Source organism: Duffyella sp. Ts4, assembly GCF_051851875.1.
GTDB classification, from domain to species: Bacteria; Pseudomonadota; Gammaproteobacteria; order Enterobacterales; family Enterobacteriaceae; genus Duffyella; species Duffyella gerundensis.
This window is the reverse complement of record NZ_JBLYPN010000007.1, coordinates 20,401-39,296: the sequence shown is the minus strand read 5'-3', so window position 1 is coordinate 39,296 and position 18,896 is coordinate 20,401. Positions and strand designations below refer to the sequence as shown.

Here is an 18,896-nt window from a genome sequence, read left to right as displayed (position 1 = left end):
TGAGGAGGGAGCCGCGGCCGGAAAATAAGAAGTAAGTTGGCAGGAAAAAAACCGGCGATGAGAATTCGGCGAGTGGCGATCCCTTGAAGGATCGCCGCTTGCCTGACTGCTGGCGATGTTAGCTTGCCAGCAGGGTTTCTAACTGCTCTTGTGCATCAAGCCATGCCATCTCGACCTCTTCCAGCGCCGATTTTGCGTTGGCCTGGGCGGCAAGCGCGGCGGTGAGATCCGCTTTGCGGCTGTGATCGTAAATCGCGCTGTCGCTCAGTTGGCTTTCAGCGGCAGCCAGCTGCTCCTGCAGTTTTGCCATCTGCTTTTCCAGCTTCTCAATCTGCTTGCGCAGCGGCTGCGTTTGGGTGCGCAGCTCGGCGTCGCGACGCTTCTGATCTTTACGCGCCTGCGCGCTGTTGCTGCTGTCCGCTTTTGGCGTGGCGTCCTGCTGCGCCTGCTGTCGCTGCTGATCGCTTAGCCACTGCTGATAATCATCAAGATCGCCGTTGAATACGTCGACTTTGCCGTCATGCACTAAATAGAGATCGTCAGTGGTAGAGCGCAACAAATGTCGATCGTGCGAGACTACCACCAGCGCGCCTTCGAAATCGATCAGCGCCTCGGTGAGCGCCTGACGCATATCGAGATCGAGATGGTTAGTGGGCTCATCCAGCAACAGCAGGTTAGGGCGCTGCCAGACGATCAGCGCCAACACCAGCCGCGCTTTCTCACCGCCGGAGAAACGTGCCGTTTGCTCGCTTACGCTGTCGCCCTGAAAACCGAAGCCGCCAAGATAATCACGCAGCTGCTGCTCCAGCGTTTTAGGGGCCAGCCGCGCCAGATGCTGTAGCGGCGACTCATCGGCGCGTAAAAACTCCAGCTGATGCTGCGCGAAATAGCCAAGCTTGATGCCTTTCGCCAGGCCAATATCGCCCTGCATCGGCGCCAGTTCGCCCGCCAGCATTTTAATCAGCGTTGATTTACCGGCGCCATTGCGGCCCAGTAAACCGATCCGCGAGCCCGGCACCAGATTAAGCTTGATGGCGTCAAGAATGACGCGATCGCCGTAGCCTGCGGTGACCTTTTCCATCTTCAACAGGGGATTTGGCAGGCTTTCTGGCTGACGAAAGCTAAAGCTGAAAGGATTATCCACGTGCGCGGGTGCAATCAGCTCCATGCGCTCCAGCATCTTTATGCGACTCTGTGCCTGCTTGGCTTTGGTCGCCTGCGCGCGGAAGCGATCGATATACTTCTGCAGATGGGTGACTTTTTCCTGCTGATGCTCATACAACGACTGCTGCTGAGCCAGTTTGGTGGCGCGCTGCCGCTCGAACGAGCTGTAGTTACCGGTATATTCAAACAGCGACTGCTGCTCAATATGCAGAATTTTGTCTACCACCGGATCGAGAAAATCGCGATCGTGGGAAATTAGAATCAGCGTGCCAGGATAGCTTTTCAGCCAGCGTTCCAGCCAGATCACCGCATCTAAATCGAGGTGGTTGGTAGGTTCATCGAGCAGCAGCAGATCGGAGCGACAGAGTAGCGCCTGCGCCAGGTTGAGACGCATGCGCCAGCCGCCAGAAAAATCACTGACCGGATGTTGCAGCTGCTCCTGACTGAATCCCAACCCGTGCAGCAGGCTGGATGCGCGGGCATGAATGCTCCACGCCTGAATAGCATCAAGCTTGCCATGCAGCAGCGCAATCGCGTTGCCGTCATTAATGTCGTTGGCGTGCTGAAGTTCTGCTTCCAGTTGACGATACTCACGGTCGCCATCAATCACATATTCCAGCGCAGGCACGCTGAGCGCCGGGGTTTCCTGATTGACCCAGGCGAGCGCCCAGTTGCCGGGAAATGTCAGATTGCCGGCATCGGCCGCCATTTCATTTTTCAGTAGCGATAACAGGGTGGATTTACCACAGCCGTTCTTACCCACCAGTCCCACTTTTTGCCCGGGATTGATGGTGGCGGTGGCGTTATCTAACAGCACGCGGGTACCGCGACGAATTTGTAATGCGGAAAAGACAATCATAAGCGCCGTATCGTCAGAATATGTTAATTTACTGGGATTATAATCAGAGAGCCGGAATAGCTATTCCGTTGCGTCGTGCATGGTAGCGGAAAAGCATCGCCATGACGACGATTTGGAGGGAAACGATGTCGCAGCTGCCTAAGGTTCTGCTTTTATATGCTCACCCGGAGTCACAGGATTCCATCGCCAATCGCGTATTATTGCAGCCCGCTCGTCAGCTTGAGCACGTGACGGTGCATGACCTCTACGCGCATTATCCTGACTTTTTTATCGATATTCATTATGAACAGCAGCTGTTGCGTGACCATCAAATCATTGTGTTTCAGCATCCGCTTTATACCTATAGCTGTCCGGCGCTGCTCAAAGAGTGGCTGGATCGCGTATTGTCGCGCGGCTTTGCCAGCGGCACCGATGGCACGGCGCTGGCAGGAAAATATTGGCGCAGCGTCATCACTACAGGTGAACCGGAAAGCGCCTATCATCACGACGGCCTGAACGGCTATTCGATGTCAGCCATCATGCGACCCTTTGAGCTGACCGCGCAGATGTGCGGCATGCACTGGCTCACGCCGATGATCGTCTATTGGGCGCGCCGTCAGGAACCCGATGTGATGAAAAATTTTGCCCGCGCTTATGGCGACTGGCTGGCTTCGCCGTTGCCCTATGGAGGCATTTAATGGAAGGACAAACGTTGCTGACCGCAGGGGTGCTTTACCTGTTTGCGGCGGTAGTGGCGGTACCTATTGCGGCGCGCCTGGGCATCGGCGCGGTGCTCGGCTATCTGTTAGCGGGTATCGCCATCGGCCCATGGGGCCTCGGTTTTATCAGCGATGTTCAGGAGATTTTGCACTTTTCTGAACTCGGTGTGGTGTTCCTGATGTTTATCATCGGCCTGGAACTGAATCCCTCTAAACTGTGGCAACTGCGTCGCTCGATTTTTGGCGTAGGCGCCGCGCAGGTGCTGGTCAGCGCCGCCATTCTCGGCGCACTGCTTTACCTGTCGCAATTTAGCTGGCAGGCCGCGGTAATTGGTGGCCTCGGCCTGGCGATGTCGTCGACCGCCATGGCGTTACAGTTGATGCGCGACAAAGGCATGAACCGCAACGAATCGGGCCAGCTCGGTTTTTCCGTGCTGCTGTTTCAGGATCTGGCGGTGATCCCGGCGCTGGCGCTGGTACCGCTATTAGCTGGCACCGACAGCGGCAGTATTGACTGGATGAAAGTGGGCATGAAAGTGCTGGCCTTTGCCGGCATGCTGATTGGCGGCCGCTATCTGTTACGTCCGATCCTGCGCTATATCGCCGCCTCAGGCGTCCGCGAGGTGTTTACCGCGGCGGCTTTATTGCTGGTGCTGGGATCGGCACTGTTCATGGAAGCGCTGGGCCTGTCGATGGCGCTGGGCACCTTTATCGCGGGTATCCTGCTGGCGGAAAGTGAATACCGGCACGAGCTGGAAGTGGCGATTGAGCCGTTTAAAGGATTGCTGCTGGGGCTATTTTTTATCTCCGTTGGCATGGCGCTGAACCTGGGCGTGCTCTACACCCATATCGTCGCCATTCTGGTTGGCGTACTGGTGCTGGTGGCGGTGAAAATTGCGGTGCTCTATCTCCTGTCACGCATTTATGGTTTACGCAGCCTGGAACGAATGCAGTTCGCCGGCGTGTTGAGTCAGGGCGGTGAATTCGCGTTTGTGCTCTTTTCTGCCGCATCATCAACCAAACTGTTCAGCGGCGATCAGCTGCCACTGCTGGTGGTGACAGTTACGCTTTCAATGATGACGACGCCATTGTTGATGCAGGCGATTGATAAAATCCTGACACGACGCATCAACGATGGCGAAGAGCACGACGAGAAGCCGTTTGTTGATGACGATCAGCCGCAGGTCATCGTGGTGGGATTTGGCCGATTTGGTCAGGTTGTGGCGCGTCTGCTCATGGCGAATCAGAAGCGGATCACCGTGCTGGAGCGTGATATCAGCGCCGTCAGTTTAATGCGAAAATACGGCTATAAAGTATACTATGGAGATGCGACGGAACTGGAACTGCTGCGGGCAGCGGGTGCGGCAAATGCGCAATCGGTGGTCATTACCTGCAACGATCCGGAAGATTCGATGACCATTGTGCATCTTTGCCAGCAGCATTTTCCGCATCTGCAAATTCTGGCGCGCGCACGTGGGCGCGTTGAAGCGCATGAACTGTTGCAGGCGGGCGTGACGCAGTTTTCTCGCGAAACCTTTTCCAGTGCGCTGGAACTGGGGCGCAAGACGCTGATGACGTTAGGCATGCATCCGCATCAGGCGCACCGTGCGCAGCAGCATTTTCGTCGACTCGATATGCGTATGCTGCGCGAGCTGATGCCAAATCATGCTGACAGCGCGCAGATCTCACGGGTTAAAGAGGCGCGGCGCGAACTCGAAGATATTTTTCAGACTGAAATGCAGCAGGAACGACGCCAGTATGATGGCTGGGATGGACATGAATAAATGCTCAGCCACCGTTGGCTGGGCTGCTGAGGAAACTTATGCGTAAACGTTTTATCGCCGGTGCGGTGTGCCCGCACTGCCAGCAAAAAGATACGCTTGCCATGTGGCGTGAAAACAATGTCGACGTGGTTGAGTGTGTGAAATGCGGTCATCAGATGCGCGAAGCGGATAAACAAATCCGTGACAAAATCCGCACTCAGGAACAAGTCATTGGAATTTTTCATCCGGAGTAGCGAAACGCGCCGGCTTTTTTTAAGCTTAGCCACACAGCGGCATTGAATTCCGCTACAATCGGCGCAATAACGTTTTATACCTCATTTGCGGTAAGCAATGAAAATAGTGTTCAACTGAGTGGTACAACCTTAAACCTTTCTGGTTGGTGTTATTGCACGCAAAAATAGACCAATGAGACGGGGTCTCAGTTCTCAACGGTTAGGAGATATCATGAAAGTAGCAAAAGACCTGGTGGTTAGCCTGGCCTACCAAGTACGTACAGAAGACGGTGTGTTGGTTGACGAGTCACCGGTAAGTGCACCGCTGGACTATCTGCACGGTCACGGTTCACTGATTTCAGGTCTGGAAAAGGCACTGGACGATCATACCGTTGGCGATAAGTTTGATGTGCATATCGCAGCTAACGAAGCTTACGGCCAATATGATGACAACCTGGTGCAGCGCGTACCGAAAGATGTCTTCATGGGTGTGGATGAGCTGCAGGTTGGCATGCGCTTCATGGCGGAAACCGATCAGGGCCCGGTGCCGGTAGAAATTACCGAAGTCGAAGACGATCATGTTGTGGTTGATGGTAACCACATGCTGGCCGGTCAAAACCTAAACTTCAACGTTGAAGTTGTGGCGATTCGCGAAGCCACGCCAGAAGAGCTGGAGCACGGTCACGTGCACGGCGAGCACGATCATCACCACGACCACGATCATGACCACGACCACGGTAAAGGTGGTTGCGGTACCGGCGGCTGTGGCTGCCACTAAGCACAACAGTTTGCACAAGGCCACTCATTGCAGTGGCCTTTTTTTTGGCCTTTGAAAGCCGGTAGCATGTCAGCAAAATCGCTAACTGCGCACGGCTGGGCAGTCAGTGCCGCTAATGCAGCATAATCGCTGCATTAGCGGCAACAAAGTCAGTAGTGTGGTGGCGGCGTTTCTTCTGATTGCGACGCCATCAGTGAAGGTGCAGCGGCCTTGAGTTTCTCCAGCAATGCTCTGAGCTGCTCGCGCATTTTGCTCATCTCCAGCTCATGCTGAACCACGGTGTGATTAAGTTCTTCAATGGTGTGCTCCTGGAAAGCAAGCTTGCTCTCCAGCGCTTCCAGCCGCTGTTCAATCATTGATTGTTGCATACGCTTTCCTCATGTTACCGTGCCAGGCAATGTTTCAGGTTTGAAACCGCTAATTCTACGGGTTATTGGAATGGATTCATCCGTTACGGCCACTAATTTGCGCCGTATGGTTGAAAATAAGTGCCGTCGGTATCATCTATGTTGAAACTTCCGCCGTAAAATGGAGTCGGAAGTTTACCCGGTAAGTTAGGGTGGGAAGCGGTCAGATGCCGTCCCACATATAAAATTCAGGCTTCTGGTCTGTCATGATTCCCGAGGTGAGAGGCTTCGGTTTTGGAGAAAGGATGAAATCACTGTTTAAAGTTACATTGTTAGCTACCACTATGGCCGTCGCGCTGAATGCACCGCTGGCAATGGCAGCAGAATCCACCCCAGCTCAGCCCGCCGCCGATCAGGCTGCTGCGCCTCAGGCCCCTAAAAATAACGCCTTTAAAAATGACGATCAGCAGTCCGCTTATGCGCTGGGCGCATCGCTGGGCCGTTACATGGATAACTCGCTGAAAGAGCAAGAGAAGCTGGGTATCAACCTTGATAAGCAGCAGCTGATCTCTGGCGTGCAGGATGCCTTTGCTGGCAAGAGCAAATTATCCGATCAGGAAATTGAGCAGACCTTGCAGGCATTCGAAACCCGCGTGAAGGGCACTGCGCAGGCGAAGATGGAAAAAGACGCCACTGAAAACGCGACTAAAGGCAAAGCGTTTGCTGATAAATTTGCGAAAGAAAAGGGCGTTCAGAAAACCGATACAGGTCTGCTGTATCAAGTTGAGAAAGAAGGTACCGGTAACGTACCTAAAGACAGCGACACCGTTGTGGTGAACTACAAAGGTACGCTGATCGACGGCACCGAATTTGATAACTCTTATTCACGTGGCGAGCCGCTGTCATTCCGTCTTGACGGTGTGATTCCTGGCTGGACCGAAGGTCTGAAGCACGTTAAAAAAGGTGGCAAGATCAAGCTGGTCATTCCACCGGAACTGGCTTACGGCAAAAATGGCGTTCCGGGTATCCCGCCGAACTCCACGCTGGTATTTGACGTTGAACTGTTAGATATCAAGCAAGCACCAAAAGCCGATACCAAGGCACAGGCGCCAGCAGCCGAAGAGAAAAAAGCGAACTAATTTCTACCACCGCCGCATTTACTGCGGCGGTTTTGTTTTATCCCCACAAAAGCTCTGGCATAAGGCCAGGACATTTGCCAGACTAATGCCTGCGCGAAATATCTATTGTCGAGTCTGCCCTGCTGCGCCGAGACAGGCTCCAGCCATTTAGGGTAATCCTTTGATGTCCAATCCATTTAATCCTGGCGATTTAACTGACTCCGATCTGCTGGAGCAGCATCCTTTTGATCGGACCGACTACGACATTCTGAAATCCTACGAAGCGGTAGTGGACGGTCTGGCGATGCTGATTGGCTCGCATTGCGAAATCGTTCTGCATTCTCTGGAAGATCTCAAATGTTCGGCGGTGCGCATCGCGAATGGCGAACACACCGGGCGTAAAGTGGGATCACCGATTACCGATCTCGCGCTGCGCATGCTGCATGATATGACCGGGCAGGACAGTAACGTCTCCCGCGCCTATTTTACTCGTGCTAAAAGCGGCGTGCTGATGAAGTCGGTTACCATCGCGATCAGAAATCGCGATCAACGTGTTATCGGCCTGCTCTGTATCAATATGAACCTCGATGTGCCGTTCTCGCAGATTATGTCGACGTTTATGCCGCCTGAAATGCAGCAGGTGGACTCTTCGGTGAACTTTGCCTCTTCGGTGGAGGATTTGGTCACCCAAACGCTGGAGTTCACCATTGAAGAGGTGAGCGCCGACCGTAATGTGTCGAATAATGCAAAAAACCGTCAGGTAGTGCTGAATCTGTATGAGAAGGGCATTTTTGATATCAAAGATGCCATTAATCAGGTGGCTGAACGGCTCAACATTTCCAAGCACACGGTTTATCTCTATATCCGTCAGTTTAAAAACGACGATCTGCCTGCTCAGGAGAAGTAATGCGTTTTTCTCTGCTGGTAACCGGTCCGGCGTATGGCACGCAACAGGCGAGCAGTGCACTGCTGTTCGCGCGGGCGGTGCTGGCTGCCGGCCATCAGCTTACGAACGTCTTTTTTTATCGGGAAGGCGTTTTCAATGCAAATCAGCTAACCGCGCCGGCCAGCGACGAATGTGATCTGGTCCGAGCCTGGCAGCAGATTGGCGAGCAGGGTGTAGCGCTAAATGTCTGTGTAGCGGCAGCGCTGCGCCGTGGTGTGACGGATGCACAGGAGGCCGCTAATAACGGCTTGTCTGCGGCTAACCTGCAGCCAGGCTTTCAGCTGAGCGGCTTAGGCGAGCTTGCGCAGGCGGCGTTGACCTGCGATCGCATGGTGCAGTTTTAATGAACAGCGTAGCGATTGTCTTTAGTCAGCCCCCGCATGGTAGCAGTGCCGGCCGTGAAGGGTTGGATGCCGTATTAGCTATCTCTGCCCTCAGTGAAAACGTCGCGCTGTTTTTTATTGGCGACGGTGTTTTTCAATTGGTTCAGGGGCAACAGCCGCAACGGATATTGGCTCGTGACTATATTGCCACCTTTGGTGTGTTGCCCCTGTATGATGTGGAGCAGTGCTATCTATGCGCGCAATCACTAACTGAACGAGGACTGAGGTCGGAGGATGTAAAAGTCCTGCCCGTTTCTCTACTCTCGGTAACCGAATGGCGCGATCGACTGGCAAACTTTGACTGTGTGCTGAGTTTTTAAGGCGGCAAATGATGTTATTCACGCTTATGCGCTCACCTTATCAAATTGATTTGGATATTTTACTGCAAGCGTTAACGGCAGAAGATGCGTTGTTATTGCTGCAGGATGGCGTTACTGCCGCCGTTGAAAAGAGCCGCTTTTTGCCTCGCCTGACGGCGTGCAGCGCACAATTATATGTGTTGCAAGAGGATGTTGCGGCGCGCGGGCTTGTTGCTCAAATTTCAACCAACTTCGCTGTGATCGACTATAATGGTTTCGTTACGCTGACGATTAAGCACCAACAACAGGTTGCCTGGTAGCACGCGAAGCCTGGTTATTTCTTGACACCTTTTATGCTCAGCCCTAAAATTCTGCGTCCTCGTACTACTGCGAGGAGATTTATTACGTGTTTACGAAGCAAAAGCTAAAACCAGGAGCTATTTAATGGCAACAGTTAATCAGCTGGTACGCAAGCCACGCGCACGCAAAGTTGCTAAAAGCAACGTGCCTGCGCTGGAAGCATGCCCGCAGAAACGTGGCGTATGTACTCGTGTGTACACCACTACCCCTAAAAAACCGAACTCAGCACTGCGTAAAGTTTGTCGTGTGCGTCTGACCAACGGTTTTGAAGTGACTTCTTATATCGGTGGCGAAGGCCACAACCTGCAGGAACACTCCGTGATCCTGATCCGTGGCGGTCGTGTTAAAGACCTGCCAGGTGTGCGTTACCACACCGTTCGTGGCGCGCTGGACTGCTCAGGTGTTAAAGACCGTAAGCAATCCCGCTCCAAGTACGGCGTGAAGAAGCCAAAGGCTTAATGGTTCTCCGTTAAGTAAGGCCAAACGTTTTAACTTAAATGTCAAACTTAACTCGTAGAGTTTTGGACAATCCTGAATTAACAACGGAGTATTTCCATGCCACGTCGTCGCGTAATTGGTCAGCGTAAAATCCTGCCAGATCCTAAGTTCGGATCAGAATTGCTGGCCAAATTTGTAAATATCCTGATGGTAGATGGTAAAAAATCTACTGCAGAATCTATCGTCTATACCGCGCTTGATACCCTGGCTCAGCGTTCTGGTAAAGATGGTCTGGAAGCTTTCGAGGTTGCTCTTGAAAACGTACGTCCGACTGTAGAAGTTAAGTCACGTCGCGTTGGTGGTTCAACCTACCAGGTTCCAGTTGAAGTACGTCCGGTTCGTCGTAATGCCCTGGCAATGCGTTGGATCGTAGAAGCTGCTCGTAAACGCGGTGATAAATCTATGGCTCTGCGCCTGGCGAACGAACTTTCTGATGCTGCTGATAACAAAGGTACAGCAGTTAAGAAACGTGAAGACGTTCACCGTATGGCCGAAGCCAACAAGGCGTTCGCTCACTACCGCTGGTAATAGCCACGTAGTTGTTATTAACCCAGCGGGCGCTCAAATAGCCAACCCGCTGGGGTTTACTAACTTTGAACGTCCGAGAATCAGAGGAATCAAATGGCTCGTAAAACACCCATTGAGCGCTACCGTAACATTGGTATCAGCGCTCACATCGACGCCGGTAAGACTACTACTACCGAACGCGTTCTGTTCTACACCGGTGTAAACCACAAGATCGGTGAAGTACATGACGGCGCAGCAACCATGGACTGGATGGAGCAGGAACAGGAACGTGGTATCACCATCACTTCCGCTGCGACCACCTGTTTCTGGTCTGGTATGGCTAAGCAGTTCGAACCACACCACGTAAACATCATCGACACCCCAGGACACGTTGACTTCACCATCGAAGTAGAGCGTTCTATGCGTGTGCTTGATGGCGCGGTAATGGTTTACTGTGCAGTTGGTGGCGTTCAGCCACAGTCTGAAACCGTATGGCGTCAGGCTAACAAATACAAAGTTCCACGCATCGCGTTCGTTAACAAAATGGACCGCATGGGTGCTAACTTTCTGAAAGTTGTTGATCAGATGCAAACTCGTCTGGGCGCAACTCCGGTGCCACTGCAACTGGCTATCGGCGCAGAAGAGAAATTCACCGGTGTTGTTGACTTGGTGAAAATGAAAGCCATCAACTGGAACGAAGCCGATCAGGGCGTCACCTTCGAATACGAAGATATTCCAGCTGACATGCAGGAACTGGCTGAAGAATGGCGTGCGAAACTCGTTGAAGCCGCAGCTGAAGGCTCTGATGAGCTGATGGAGAAGTTCTTTGGTGGCGATGAGCTGACTGAAGAAGAGATCAAAACTTCTCTGCGTAAGCGCGTTCTGAACAACGAAATCATCCTGGTTACCTGTGGTTCTGCATTTAAGAACAAAGGTGTTCAGGCGATGTTGGATGCGGTTGTTGAATACCTGCCAGCACCGACTGACGTTACTGCAATCAACGGTATGTTGGACGACGGTAAAGATACTCCAGCTGTTCGTCACTCAGACGACAAGGAGCCGTTTGCTGCTCTGGCGTTTAAAATTGCAACCGACCCATTCGTGGGTAACTTGACCTTCTTCCGCGTTTACTCTGGTGTTGTAAACTCAGGCGATACCGTGTTCAACCCGGTTAAATCTGCTCGTGAGCGTCTGGGCCGTATCGTTCAGATGCACGCCAACAAGCGTGAAGAGATCAAAGAAGTTCGTGCAGGCGACATTGCTGCAGCAATCGGTCTGAAAGATGTGACTACGGGTGACACCCTGTGTGATCCAGATAACGTCATCATCCTGGAGCGTATGGAGTTCCCAGAGCCGGTAATCTCTATCGCCGTTGAGCCGAAAACCAAAGCTGACCAGGAAAAAATGGGTCTGGCTCTGGGTCGTCTGGCGAAGGAAGATCCATCATTCCGCGTATGGACTGATGAAGAAACCAACCAGACCATCATCGCTGGTATGGGTGAGCTGCACCTCGACATCATCGTTGACCGCATGAAGCGTGAATTCAACGTTGAAGCTAACGTGGGTAAACCTCAGGTTGCTTACCGCGAAGCGATTCGCGCGAAAGTTACCGATATCGAAGGTAAACACGCCAAGCAGTCTGGTGGTCGTGGTCAGTATGGTCATGTTGTTATCGACATGTACCCTCTGGAGCCGGGTGTGAACCCTAAAGGCTACGAATTTGTCAACGATATCAAAGGCGGTGTGATTCCAACTGAATACATCCCTGCGGTTGATAAAGGCCTCCAGGAGCAGCTGAAATCAGGTCCACTGGCAGGTTATCCGGTAGTCGATCTGGGTGTTCGTCTACACTATGGTTCATACCATGATGTCGACTCCTCAGAACTGGCGTTCAAACTGGCTGCGTCTATTGCCTTTAAACAAGGCTTTAAACAAGCGAAACCAGTTCTGCTTGAACCTATCATGAAGGTTGAAGTTGAATCGCCAGAAGAGAACACGGGTGATGTCATCGGTGACCTTAGCCGTCGTCGTGGTGTGCTCAAAGGGCAGGAATCTAACGCTACTGGCGTTCAGATTCACGCTGAAGTTCCGTTGTCTGAAATGTTCGGATACGCAACTCAGCTGCGTTCTCTGACCAAAGGTCGTGCTTCTTACTCCATGGAGTTCCTGAAGTATGATGATGCGCCGAACAACGTTGCGCAGGCCGTTATTGAAGCTCGTAGCAAATAAGCTACAGTTTTAAACTATTGATCCTATGCTCTCATCAACGGATGAGAGCATTAAAGTAAGGAATATCGTCGTGGCTAAAGAAAAATTTGAACGTAAAAAACCCCACGTCAACGTTGGTACTATCGGCCACGTTGACCACGGTAAAACTACCCTGACTGCAGCAATCACCACCGTTCTGGCGAAAACCTACGGCGGTTCTGCTCGTGCATTCGATCAGATCGATAACGCACCGGAAGAAAAAGCACGTGGTATCACCATCAACACGTCTCACGTTGAGTATGACACCCCGACTCGCCACTACGCGCACGTTGACTGCCCGGGCCACGCCGACTATGTGAAAAACATGATCACCGGTGCTGCCCAGATGGACGGCGCAATTCTGGTTGTTGCTGCGACTGACGGCCCAATGCCGCAGACCCGTGAGCACATCCTGCTGGGTCGCCAGGTTGGCGTTCCTTACATCATCGTGTTCATGAACAAGTGCGACATGGTTGATGATGAAGAGCTGCTGGAACTGGTTGAGATGGAAGTACGTGACCTGCTGTCACAGTACGACTTCCCGGGCGACGACACGCCAATCGTTCACGGTTCAGCGCTGAAAGCACTGGAAGGTGACGCTGAGTGGGAAGCGAAAATCATCGAGCTGGCCGGTCACCTGGATAACTACATCCCGGAACCAGAGCGCGCAATCGACAAGCCGTTCCTGCTGCCAATCGAAGACGTGTTCTCTATCTCAGGTCGCGGTACCGTTGTGACCGGTCGTGTAGAGCGCGGCATCGTTAAAGTCGGCGAAGAAGTTGAAATCGTGGGTATCAAGGATACCGTGAAATCAACCTGTACCGGCGTTGAGATGTTCCGTAAGCTGCTGGACGAAGGCCGTGCGGGCGAAAACTGCGGTATCCTGCTGCGCGGTATCAAGCGCGAAGATATCCAGCGTGGACAGGTACTGGCCAAGCCAAACACCATCAAGCCACACACCCAGTTCGAATCAGAAGTGTACATCCTGTCGAAAGACGAAGGCGGCCGTCATACTCCGTTCTTCAAAGGCTACCGTCCACAGTTCTACTTCCGTACAACTGACGTGACCGGAACCATCGAGCTGCCGGAAGGCGTTGAGATGGTAATGCCAGGCGACAACATCAAAATGGTTGTTACCCTGATCCACCCAATCGCCATGGACGATGGTCTGCGCTTCGCAATTCGCGAAGGCGGCCGTACCGTTGGCGCGGGCGTTGTTGCTAAAGTTATCGCTTAATCGCATAACCAGGCATGGCCGTTTTAAAACGGCCAATGACAGAAAAGAGCACTTCGGTGCTCTTTTTTTTTGCCAAATTACATAGCTACTCATCAGCAGAAAATCAGAACTCTCAGCATGTTTGTAATGGAAACGATTATTATTTACACTTAACTCAGACTGGGTTTAAGGGTAGTCCAATGTATATCTGCCTGTGTAACGCCATAAGTGACAAGAAGATTCGCGAAGCTATTCGCCGCTATCAGCCTGCCTCTGTACAACATCTCCGTAAAATTCTGCCTGTTGGTAAACAGTGTGGAAAGTGTTTGCGCGCCACGCGTGAAATTCTTGATGAAGAGTTGCAGCACATTCCTCAGTACAAAGAACTTCTCTGACTATACCCACACATTTCATCCAGCTTTTTTGACTTCTTTTTAACCGCATCTACGCTGTTATAAACAGGATAAGGAGGAAAGCGATGAAAGGTGACAATAAAATCATACAGCATCTCAATAAATTACTTGGAAATGAGCTGGTTGCGATAAATCAGTATTTCCTTCATGCCAGAATGTTTAAAAACTGGGGCCTGATGCGCTTAAATGATATTGAGTATCATGAGTCCATTGATGAGATGAAGCATGCTGACCAATACATTGAACGTATTCTTTTTTTAGAAGGCATACCCAATCTTCAGGATCTTGGCAGGCTACGTATTGGCGAAGACGTCGAAGAGATGTTGAGATCGGATTTATTGCTGGAGCTTGAGGGAGCAAAAGACCTGAGGGAAGCCATTGCTTACGCCGATAAGGTTTTCGATTATGTTAGTCGTGACATGATGATCGAGATACTTGCTGATGAAGAACACCACATCGATTTTATTGAAACAGAACTCGATCTGCTGCAGAGAATTGGGCTGCAAAATTACCTGCAAGCCCAGATAAAAAGCGAAGGAAAGGGCGAGTGATTCAAAATTTTATGAACATGATGATCCAGCCGGCAACTGCAAGATAAGGCCCAAAGGGTTGCCTGCTGAACATCACGTTGCGCTTTGCTTTGTGAAAAGATGATATAGCTAGTGTGCCCGCAATACCTAATCCCGCCGCAACCAAGGCTATTTCTGGTAGCAATGCCCAACCATGCCAGGCGCCGAGAGCCGCAAACAGTTTCACATCACCATAGCCCATACCCGGTGAACCACGAACGATTTGCCAACCTTCAGCTAAAAACGCAAACGCAAGATAGCCCACTGTTGCTCCTGCGATGGCATCAACAGCCGTGAGCTGATTATGAAAACTGTGAAAAATTAATCCTGCCCATAAAAAGGGGAGGGTCAGGATATCTGGTAAAACTCCATAGCGACGGTCAATATCTGCCAGCAAAAGCAGCATCAGCGTATAACTGCCCATCCACAACTGCATCTCAAGACCGGCAATTAGCCAGTACTGCACTACAAGCAGCAAGCTAGAAATGTATTCGAGTAACAATAGAGTGAATGGTAGGGGCTGCGAGCAGTAGCGACATTTCCCGCGTAGCAGCAGCCAACTGATCCCCGGAATCAATTCTCGCCAGCGTAGCTGATGTAAACAGTGTGCACAGTGTGAAGCAGGGGAGAGCAGATAGCGTAGCCACTCACGATAATTATTGGCAAGAGAATATCGCTCCGTGGCCAAAGCCAGAAAACTGCCTAACAGCATGCCAACAAGGCCAAAGAGTAATACGCTCATGCCACCTCCTATTAATGTAAGTGGCGAAGATAAGTCGAGATAAGACTTCAGCCAAACGCGAAAGTGCCGCTATGCGTCGCGACTCGAATGAAACATCTCGCAGATGCGAGCCATTACAAAGTGACCTGCGTTACATTCAAAAAATGATTTAAGCTGGCTGCATGGGTTGCTTCCTGAGCTGATTTACGTATAATGCGCGGGCTTGCCAATATTAGCAGGCGCGATTCGAGCAGAATCGCAGGCGCTGTCGATATGATGTCGCCTGACAATACTCCCAATTGTGGAGTTATATGCTGAACGATTACACTCCCCCATCAATCGCAATGGGGTGCGAGTAGTAATTTTTTTCGTTTATAAAATTGGAGCTCTGGTCTCATGCAGAACCAAAGAATCCGTATCCGTCTTAAAGCGTTTGATCATCGTCTGATCGATCAATCAACCGCGGAAATCGTTGAGACTGCCAAGCGCACTGGTGCGCAGGTTCGTGGTCCGATCCCGCTGCCGACCCGTAAAGAGCGCTTTACCGTTCTGATCTCTCCGCACGTTAACAAAGACGCGCGTGATCAGTACGAGATCCGCACTCATAAGCGTCTGGTTGACATCGTTGAGCCAACTGAGAAAACCGTTGATGCTCTGATGCGTCTGGATCTGGCTGCCGGTGTAGACGTGCAGATCAGCCTGGGTTAATCAGGCCACCGAGCGATTGAGAGGTTGAAACAATGATTGGTTTAGTCGGTAAAAAAGTGGGTATGACCCGCATCTTCACTGAAGATGGCGTTTCTATCCCAGTAACCGTAATCGAAGTTGAAGCAAACCGCGTTACTCAGGTCAAAGGTCTGGAGAACGATGGTTACCAAGCTATTCAGGTCACTACCGGCGTTAAGAAAGCAAGCCGTGTAACTAAGCCTGAAGCAGGTCATTTTGCTAAAGCTGGCGTTGAAGCTGGCCGTGGTCTGTGGGAATTCCTTACCGTTGAAGGTGAAGAATACACCGTAGGTCAGAGCATCAGTGTTGAAATTTTCGCTGACGTTAAGAAAGTTGACGTGACTGGTACGTCCAAAGGTAAAGGTTTTGCCGGTACTGTAAAGCGCTGGAACTTCCGTACCCAGGATGCCACCCACGGTAACTCCTTGTCACACCGCGTTCCGGGTTCTATCGGTCAGAACCAGACTCCGGGCAAAGTGTTCAAAGGCAAAAAAATGGCTGGTCAGCTGGGTAATGAGCGCGTAACCGTTCAGAGCCTGGACGTAGTACGTGTTGACGCTGAGCGCAACCTGCTGCTGGTGAAAGGTGCTGTCCCCGGTGCAACCGGTGGCGATCTGATCGTTAAACCAGCTGTGAAGGCGTGAGGAGATAGGAATGGAATTGGTATTGAAAGACGCGCAAAGCGCGCTGACTGTTTCCGAAACTACCTTCGGTCGTGATTTCAACGAAGCGCTGGTACATCAGGTTGTTGTTGCTTATGCAGCAGGCGCCCGTCAAGGTACTCGTGCTCAGAAGACCCGCGCTGAAGTAACTGGTTCTGGCAAAAAGCCATGGCGCCAGAAAGGCACCGGCCGTGCGCGTGCAGGTTCTGTAAAGAGCCCAATCTGGCGTTCTGGTGGTGTGACCTTTGCTGCAAAGCCACAGGATCACAGTCAAAAAGTTAACAAAAAGATGTACCGCGGCGCGCTGAAAAGCATCCTGTCCGAACTGGTACGTCAAGATCGTCTGATCGTTGTCGAGAAGTTTTCTCTGGAAGCGCCTAAAACTAAGCTGCTTGTAGAAAAACTGAAAGACATGGCTCTGGAAGACGTACTGATCATCACTGGCGAACTGGAAGAGAATCTGTTCCTGGCCGCTCGCAACCTGTACAAGGTTGATGTTCGTGATGCAGCCGGTATTGATCCAGTTAGCCTGATCGCCTTCGACAAAGTCGTTATGACTGCTGACGCAGTTAAGCAAGTTGAGGAGATGCTGGCATGATCCGTGAAGAACGTCTGCTAAAAGTACTGCGCGCGCCGCACGTATCAGAAAAAGCGTCTACTGCGATGGAAAAAACAAATACCATCGTTCTCAAAGTTGCAAAAGACGCGACCAAGGCAGAAATCAAAGCCGCTGTACAGAAACTTTTCGAAGTGGAAGTTGAAGTCGTTAACACCCTGGTTGTTAAAGGGAAAGTTAAACGTCATGGACAGCGTATTGGTCGTCGTAGCGACTGGAAAAAAGCTTACGTCACCCTGAAAGAAGGCCAGAATCTGGACTTCGTCGGCGGCGCAGAGTAAGTCGGAGGAGAGAAACAATGGCAATTGTTAAATGTAAACCGACATCTCCGGGTCGTCGCCATGTAGTTAAAGTGGTGAACCAGGAGCTGCACAAGGGCAAACCATTCGCCCCGCTGCTTGAGAAAAACAGCAAATCTGGCGGCCGCAACAACAACGGTCGCATCACTACTCGTCATATTGGTGGTGGTCACAAGCAGGCTTACCGTATTGTTGACTTTAAACGCAACAAAGATGGTATCCCGGCAGTTGTTGAACGTCTTGAGTACGATCCGAACCGCTCAGCGAACATCGCTCTGGTTCTGTACAAAGATGGCGAACGCCGTTACATCCTGGCCCCTAAAGGCCTGAAAGCTGGCGACCAGATTCAGTCTGGCGTTGATGCTGCGATCAAAGCAGGTAACACTCTGCCGATGCGTAACATCCCAGTAGGTTCAACTGTTCACAACGTAGAAATGAAACCAGGCAAAGGCGGTCAGATTGCTCGCTCAGCTGGTACTTACGTGCAGATCGTTGCGCGCGAAGGTTCCTACGTTACCCTGCGTCTGCGTTCTGGTGAAATGCGTAAAGTCGAATCCGACTGCCGCGCTACCCTTGGCGAAGTCGGCAATGCAGAGCATATGCTCCGCGTTCTGGGTAAAGCAGGTGCAGCTCGCTGGCGTGGTATTCGTCCGACCGTTCGTGGTACTGCGATGAACCCAGTTGATCACCCGCACGGTGGTGGTGAAGGTCGTAACTTTGGTAAGCATCCGGTGTCCCCATGGGGCCTCCAGACCAAAGGTAAGAAGACCCGTAGCAACAAGCGTACTGATAAATTTATCGTACGTCGCCGTAGCAAATAAAATTAGAGGATAAGCCATGCCACGTTCTCTCAAGAAAGGTCCTTTTATTGACCTGCACTTGCTGAAGAAGGTAGAGAAAGCGGTGGAAAGCGGTGACAAGAAGCCCCTGCGCACTTGGTCCCGTCGTTCAACGATCTTTCCAAACATGATCGGTTTGACCATCGCTGTCCATAATGGTCGTCAGCACGTTCCAGTTTTTGTTTCCGATGAAATGGTCGGTCACAAGCTGGGTGAATTTGCGCCGACTCGTACTTATCGCGGTCACGCGGCTGATAAAAAAGCCAAGAAACGCTAAGGCAGGAGGAAGAGATGGAAACTTTAGCTCAACATCGCCACGCTCGTTCTTCTGCTCAAAAGGTTCGCCTTGTGGCTGACCTGATTCGCGGTAAGAAAGTGTCGCAGGCTCTGGACATTTTGACCTACACCAACAAGAAAGCGGCTGTACTGGTCAAGAAAGTACTTGAATCTGCCATTGCTAACGCCGAACACAACGATGGCGCTGATATCGATGATCTGAAAGTCGCGAAAATTTTCGTCGACGCAGGCCCAAGCATGAAGCGCATTATGCCGCGTGCAAAAGGTCGTGCAGATCGCATCCTGAAGCGCACCAGCCACATTACTGTGGTTGTGTCCGATCGCTGAGACTCTGGAGA

General features: G+C 51.6%; 25 protein-coding genes. 22 read left to right on the top strand and 3 right to left on the bottom strand.

Annotation, left to right across the window (positions count from 1 at the left end; genetic code table 11):
• Positions 1–118: 118 nt before the first annotated feature.
• Positions 119–2,023, bottom strand: a complete 1,905-nt coding sequence (locus ACJY2L_RS12570; RefSeq protein WP_187486906.1) for an ABC transporter ATP-binding protein — start codon at positions 2,021–2,023, stop codon at positions 119–121.
• Between the two features lie 125 nt (positions 2,024–2,148).
• Between ACJY2L_RS12570 and kefG the strand changes: the two genes are divergently transcribed.
• From kefG to slyD, 4 genes are all read left to right on the top strand, one after another.
• A complete protein-coding gene (gene kefG, locus ACJY2L_RS12565) occupies positions 2,149–2,700 on the top strand; it encodes a glutathione-regulated potassium-efflux system ancillary protein KefG (RefSeq protein ID WP_439214125.1) in 552 nt (183 codons plus the stop codon).
• A complete protein-coding gene (gene kefB / locus ACJY2L_RS12560) occupies positions 2,700–4,505 on the top strand; it encodes a glutathione-regulated potassium-efflux system protein KefB (protein WP_439214124.1) in 1,806 nt (601 codons plus the stop codon). Before kefG ends, kefB begins: the two co-directional genes overlap by 1 nt.
• A 38-nt stretch (positions 4,506–4,543) precedes the next feature.
• Positions 4,544–4,738 (top strand): YheV family putative zinc ribbon protein, encoded by a 195-nt coding sequence (locus ACJY2L_RS12555; RefSeq protein ID WP_067427319.1) that lies wholly within the window; start codon positions 4,544–4,546, stop codon positions 4,736–4,738.
• A 211-nt stretch (positions 4,739–4,949) separates the two neighbouring features.
• Entirely contained in the window at positions 4,950–5,495 is a 546-nt protein-coding gene (gene slyD / locus ACJY2L_RS12550) for a peptidylprolyl isomerase (protein WP_067427321.1), read from the top strand.
• A 149-nt stretch (positions 5,496–5,644) separates the two neighbouring features.
• On the opposite strand, the gene ACJY2L_RS12545 is transcribed toward slyD, so the two are convergent.
• Positions 5,645–5,863, bottom strand: coding sequence for a SlyX family protein (locus ACJY2L_RS12545; protein WP_067427324.1), 219 nt, complete (start codon positions 5,861–5,863; stop codon positions 5,645–5,647).
• 284 nt (positions 5,864–6,147) lie between these two features.
• On the opposite strand from ACJY2L_RS12545, the gene fkpA reads away from it, so the two are divergent.
• The 11 genes from fkpA (at position 6,148) to bfr (ending at position 14,380) form a co-directional block, all read left to right on the top strand.
• Positions 6,148–6,981 carry an FKBP-type peptidyl-prolyl cis-trans isomerase gene (gene fkpA / locus ACJY2L_RS12540; protein ID WP_067427325.1) on the top strand — a complete coding sequence of 278 codons (834 nt, stop codon included), beginning with the start codon at positions 6,148–6,150 and terminating at the stop codon, positions 6,979–6,981.
• A 163-nt stretch (positions 6,982–7,144) separates the two neighbouring features.
• Positions 7,145–7,867 carry a helix-turn-helix transcriptional regulator gene (locus ACJY2L_RS12535; protein WP_439214123.1) on the top strand — a complete coding sequence of 241 codons (723 nt, stop codon included), beginning with the start codon at positions 7,145–7,147 and terminating at the stop codon, positions 7,865–7,867.
• Entirely contained in the window at positions 7,867–8,250 is a 384-nt protein-coding gene (gene tusD / locus ACJY2L_RS12530; protein ID WP_067427328.1) for a sulfurtransferase complex subunit TusD, read from the top strand. The genes ACJY2L_RS12535 and tusD overlap by 1 nt, the downstream gene beginning before the upstream one ends.
• Positions 8,250–8,609, top strand: coding sequence for a sulfurtransferase complex subunit TusC (gene tusC / locus ACJY2L_RS12525; RefSeq protein ID WP_439214122.1), 360 nt, complete (start codon positions 8,250–8,252; stop codon positions 8,607–8,609). The genes tusD and tusC overlap by 1 nt, the downstream gene beginning before the upstream one ends.
• 11 nt (positions 8,610–8,620) lie before the next feature.
• Positions 8,621–8,908, top strand: a complete 288-nt coding sequence (gene tusB / locus ACJY2L_RS12520) for a sulfurtransferase complex subunit TusB (RefSeq protein WP_439214179.1) — start codon at positions 8,621–8,623, stop codon at positions 8,906–8,908.
• A gap of 124 nt (positions 8,909–9,032) precedes the next feature.
• Positions 9,033–9,407, top strand: a complete 375-nt coding sequence (gene rpsL / locus ACJY2L_RS12515; RefSeq protein ID WP_013204141.1) for a 30S ribosomal protein S12 — start codon at positions 9,033–9,035, stop codon at positions 9,405–9,407.
• A 96-nt stretch (positions 9,408–9,503) separates the two neighbouring features.
• The gene (gene rpsG / locus ACJY2L_RS12510; RefSeq protein WP_067427333.1) at positions 9,504–9,974 is read left to right on the top strand and encodes a 30S ribosomal protein S7; all 471 of its coding nucleotides are present in this window, start codon (positions 9,504–9,506) and stop codon (positions 9,972–9,974) included.
• A 93-nt stretch (positions 9,975–10,067) separates the two neighbouring features.
• Positions 10,068–12,182, top strand: a complete 2,115-nt coding sequence (gene fusA, locus ACJY2L_RS12505; protein WP_067427335.1) for an elongation factor G — start codon at positions 10,068–10,070, stop codon at positions 12,180–12,182.
• 70 nt (positions 12,183–12,252) lie between these two features.
• Positions 12,253–13,437 (top strand): elongation factor Tu, encoded by a 1,185-nt coding sequence (tuf, locus tag ACJY2L_RS12500; protein WP_439351294.1) that lies wholly within the window; start codon positions 12,253–12,255, stop codon positions 13,435–13,437.
• A 179-nt stretch (positions 13,438–13,616) separates the two neighbouring features.
• Entirely contained in the window at positions 13,617–13,811 is a 195-nt protein-coding gene (gene bfd / locus ACJY2L_RS12495) for a bacterioferritin-associated ferredoxin (RefSeq protein WP_209500761.1), read from the top strand.
• A gap of 83 nt (positions 13,812–13,894) precedes the next feature.
• On the top strand, positions 13,895–14,380 hold the full coding sequence (bfr, locus tag ACJY2L_RS12490; RefSeq protein WP_439214565.1) for a bacterioferritin: 486 nt from the start codon (positions 13,895–13,897) through the stop codon (positions 14,378–14,380).
• Position 14,381: 1 nt separating this feature from the next.
• Here the strand turns inward: bfr and ACJY2L_RS12485 are convergent, their stop codons facing one another.
• The gene (locus ACJY2L_RS12485; protein ID WP_439214567.1) at positions 14,382–15,140 is read right to left on the bottom strand and encodes a prepilin peptidase; all 759 of its coding nucleotides are present in this window, start codon (positions 15,138–15,140) and stop codon (positions 14,382–14,384) included.
• Positions 15,141–15,515: 375 nt separating this feature from the next.
• Between ACJY2L_RS12485 and rpsJ the strand changes: the two genes are divergently transcribed.
• From rpsJ to rplV, 7 genes are read left to right on the top strand one after another with little or no spacing between them, the layout of a single operon-like run.
• Positions 15,516–15,827: a 30S ribosomal protein S10 gene (gene rpsJ, locus ACJY2L_RS12480; protein WP_001181005.1), complete on the top strand. Its 312-nt coding sequence runs from the start codon at positions 15,516–15,518 to the stop codon at positions 15,825–15,827.
• Positions 15,828–15,859: 32 nt separating this feature from the next.
• Complete coding sequence (gene rplC / locus ACJY2L_RS12475; RefSeq protein WP_067427345.1) at positions 15,860–16,489, top strand: 50S ribosomal protein L3; 630 nt, start codon at positions 15,860–15,862, stop codon at positions 16,487–16,489.
• 10 nt (positions 16,490–16,499) lie between these two features.
• The gene (gene rplD, locus ACJY2L_RS12470; protein ID WP_067427347.1) at positions 16,500–17,105 is read left to right on the top strand and encodes a 50S ribosomal protein L4; all 606 of its coding nucleotides are present in this window, start codon (positions 16,500–16,502) and stop codon (positions 17,103–17,105) included.
• On the top strand, positions 17,102–17,404 hold the full coding sequence (gene rplW, locus ACJY2L_RS12465) for a 50S ribosomal protein L23 (RefSeq protein WP_000617546.1): 303 nt from the start codon (positions 17,102–17,104) through the stop codon (positions 17,402–17,404). Before rplD ends, rplW begins: the two co-directional genes overlap by 4 nt.
• Positions 17,405–17,421: 17 nt before the next feature.
• Entirely contained in the window at positions 17,422–18,243 is an 822-nt protein-coding gene (gene rplB, locus ACJY2L_RS12460) for a 50S ribosomal protein L2 (RefSeq protein ID WP_067427349.1), read from the top strand.
• 16 nt (positions 18,244–18,259) lie between these two features.
• Positions 18,260–18,538: a 30S ribosomal protein S19 gene (rpsS, locus tag ACJY2L_RS12455; protein ID WP_004929772.1), complete on the top strand. Its 279-nt coding sequence runs from the start codon at positions 18,260–18,262 to the stop codon at positions 18,536–18,538.
• 14 nt (positions 18,539–18,552) lie between these two features.
• Complete coding sequence (rplV, locus tag ACJY2L_RS12450) at positions 18,553–18,885, top strand: 50S ribosomal protein L22 (protein ID WP_067427351.1); 333 nt, start codon at positions 18,553–18,555, stop codon at positions 18,883–18,885.
• The last annotated feature ends 11 nt before the right edge of the window (positions 18,886–18,896 follow it).

Excerpts from the sequence above, each read along its gene's own strand:
- ACJY2L_RS12570 (WP_187486906.1), bottom strand. The coding sequence starts at position 2,023 with ATGATTGTCTTTTCCGCATTACAAATTCGTCGCGGTACCCGCGTGCTG.
- kefG (WP_439214125.1), top strand. The coding sequence starts at position 2,149 with ATGTCGCAGCTGCCTAAGGTTCTGCTTTTATATGCTCACCCGGAGTCA.
- kefB (WP_439214124.1), top strand. The coding sequence starts at position 2,700 with ATGGAAGGACAAACGTTGCTGACCGCAGGGGTGCTTTACCTGTTTGCG.
- ACJY2L_RS12555 (WP_067427319.1), top strand. The coding sequence starts at position 4,544 with ATGCGTAAACGTTTTATCGCCGGTGCGGTGTGCCCGCACTGCCAGCAA.
- slyD (WP_067427321.1), top strand. The coding sequence starts at position 4,950 with ATGAAAGTAGCAAAAGACCTGGTGGTTAGCCTGGCCTACCAAGTACGT.
- ACJY2L_RS12545 (WP_067427324.1), bottom strand. The coding sequence starts at position 5,863 with ATGCAACAATCAATGATTGAACAGCGGCTGGAAGCGCTGGAGAGCAAG.
- fkpA (WP_067427325.1), top strand. The coding sequence starts at position 6,148 with ATGAAATCACTGTTTAAAGTTACATTGTTAGCTACCACTATGGCCGTC.
- ACJY2L_RS12535 (WP_439214123.1), top strand. The coding sequence starts at position 7,145 with ATGTCCAATCCATTTAATCCTGGCGATTTAACTGACTCCGATCTGCTG.
- tusD (WP_067427328.1), top strand. The coding sequence starts at position 7,867 with ATGCGTTTTTCTCTGCTGGTAACCGGTCCGGCGTATGGCACGCAACAG.
- tusC (WP_439214122.1), top strand. The coding sequence starts at position 8,250 with ATGAACAGCGTAGCGATTGTCTTTAGTCAGCCCCCGCATGGTAGCAGT.
- tusB (WP_439214179.1), top strand. The coding sequence starts at position 8,621 with ATGTTATTCACGCTTATGCGCTCACCTTATCAAATTGATTTGGATATT.
- rpsL (WP_013204141.1), top strand. The coding sequence starts at position 9,033 with ATGGCAACAGTTAATCAGCTGGTACGCAAGCCACGCGCACGCAAAGTT.
- rpsG (WP_067427333.1), top strand. The coding sequence starts at position 9,504 with ATGCCACGTCGTCGCGTAATTGGTCAGCGTAAAATCCTGCCAGATCCT.
- fusA (WP_067427335.1), top strand. The coding sequence starts at position 10,068 with ATGGCTCGTAAAACACCCATTGAGCGCTACCGTAACATTGGTATCAGC.
- bfd (WP_209500761.1), top strand. The coding sequence starts at position 13,617 with ATGTATATCTGCCTGTGTAACGCCATAAGTGACAAGAAGATTCGCGAA.
- bfr (WP_439214565.1), top strand. The coding sequence starts at position 13,895 with ATGAAAGGTGACAATAAAATCATACAGCATCTCAATAAATTACTTGGA.
- ACJY2L_RS12485 (WP_439214567.1), bottom strand. The coding sequence starts at position 15,140 with ATGAGCGTATTACTCTTTGGCCTTGTTGGCATGCTGTTAGGCAGTTTT.
- rpsJ (WP_001181005.1), top strand. The coding sequence starts at position 15,516 with ATGCAGAACCAAAGAATCCGTATCCGTCTTAAAGCGTTTGATCATCGT.
- rplC (WP_067427345.1), top strand. The coding sequence starts at position 15,860 with ATGATTGGTTTAGTCGGTAAAAAAGTGGGTATGACCCGCATCTTCACT.
- rplD (WP_067427347.1), top strand. The coding sequence starts at position 16,500 with ATGGAATTGGTATTGAAAGACGCGCAAAGCGCGCTGACTGTTTCCGAA.
- rplW (WP_000617546.1), top strand. The coding sequence starts at position 17,102 with ATGATCCGTGAAGAACGTCTGCTAAAAGTACTGCGCGCGCCGCACGTA.
- rplB (WP_067427349.1), top strand. The coding sequence starts at position 17,422 with ATGGCAATTGTTAAATGTAAACCGACATCTCCGGGTCGTCGCCATGTA.
- rpsS (WP_004929772.1), top strand. The coding sequence starts at position 18,260 with ATGCCACGTTCTCTCAAGAAAGGTCCTTTTATTGACCTGCACTTGCTG.
- rplV (WP_067427351.1), top strand. The coding sequence starts at position 18,553 with ATGGAAACTTTAGCTCAACATCGCCACGCTCGTTCTTCTGCTCAAAAG.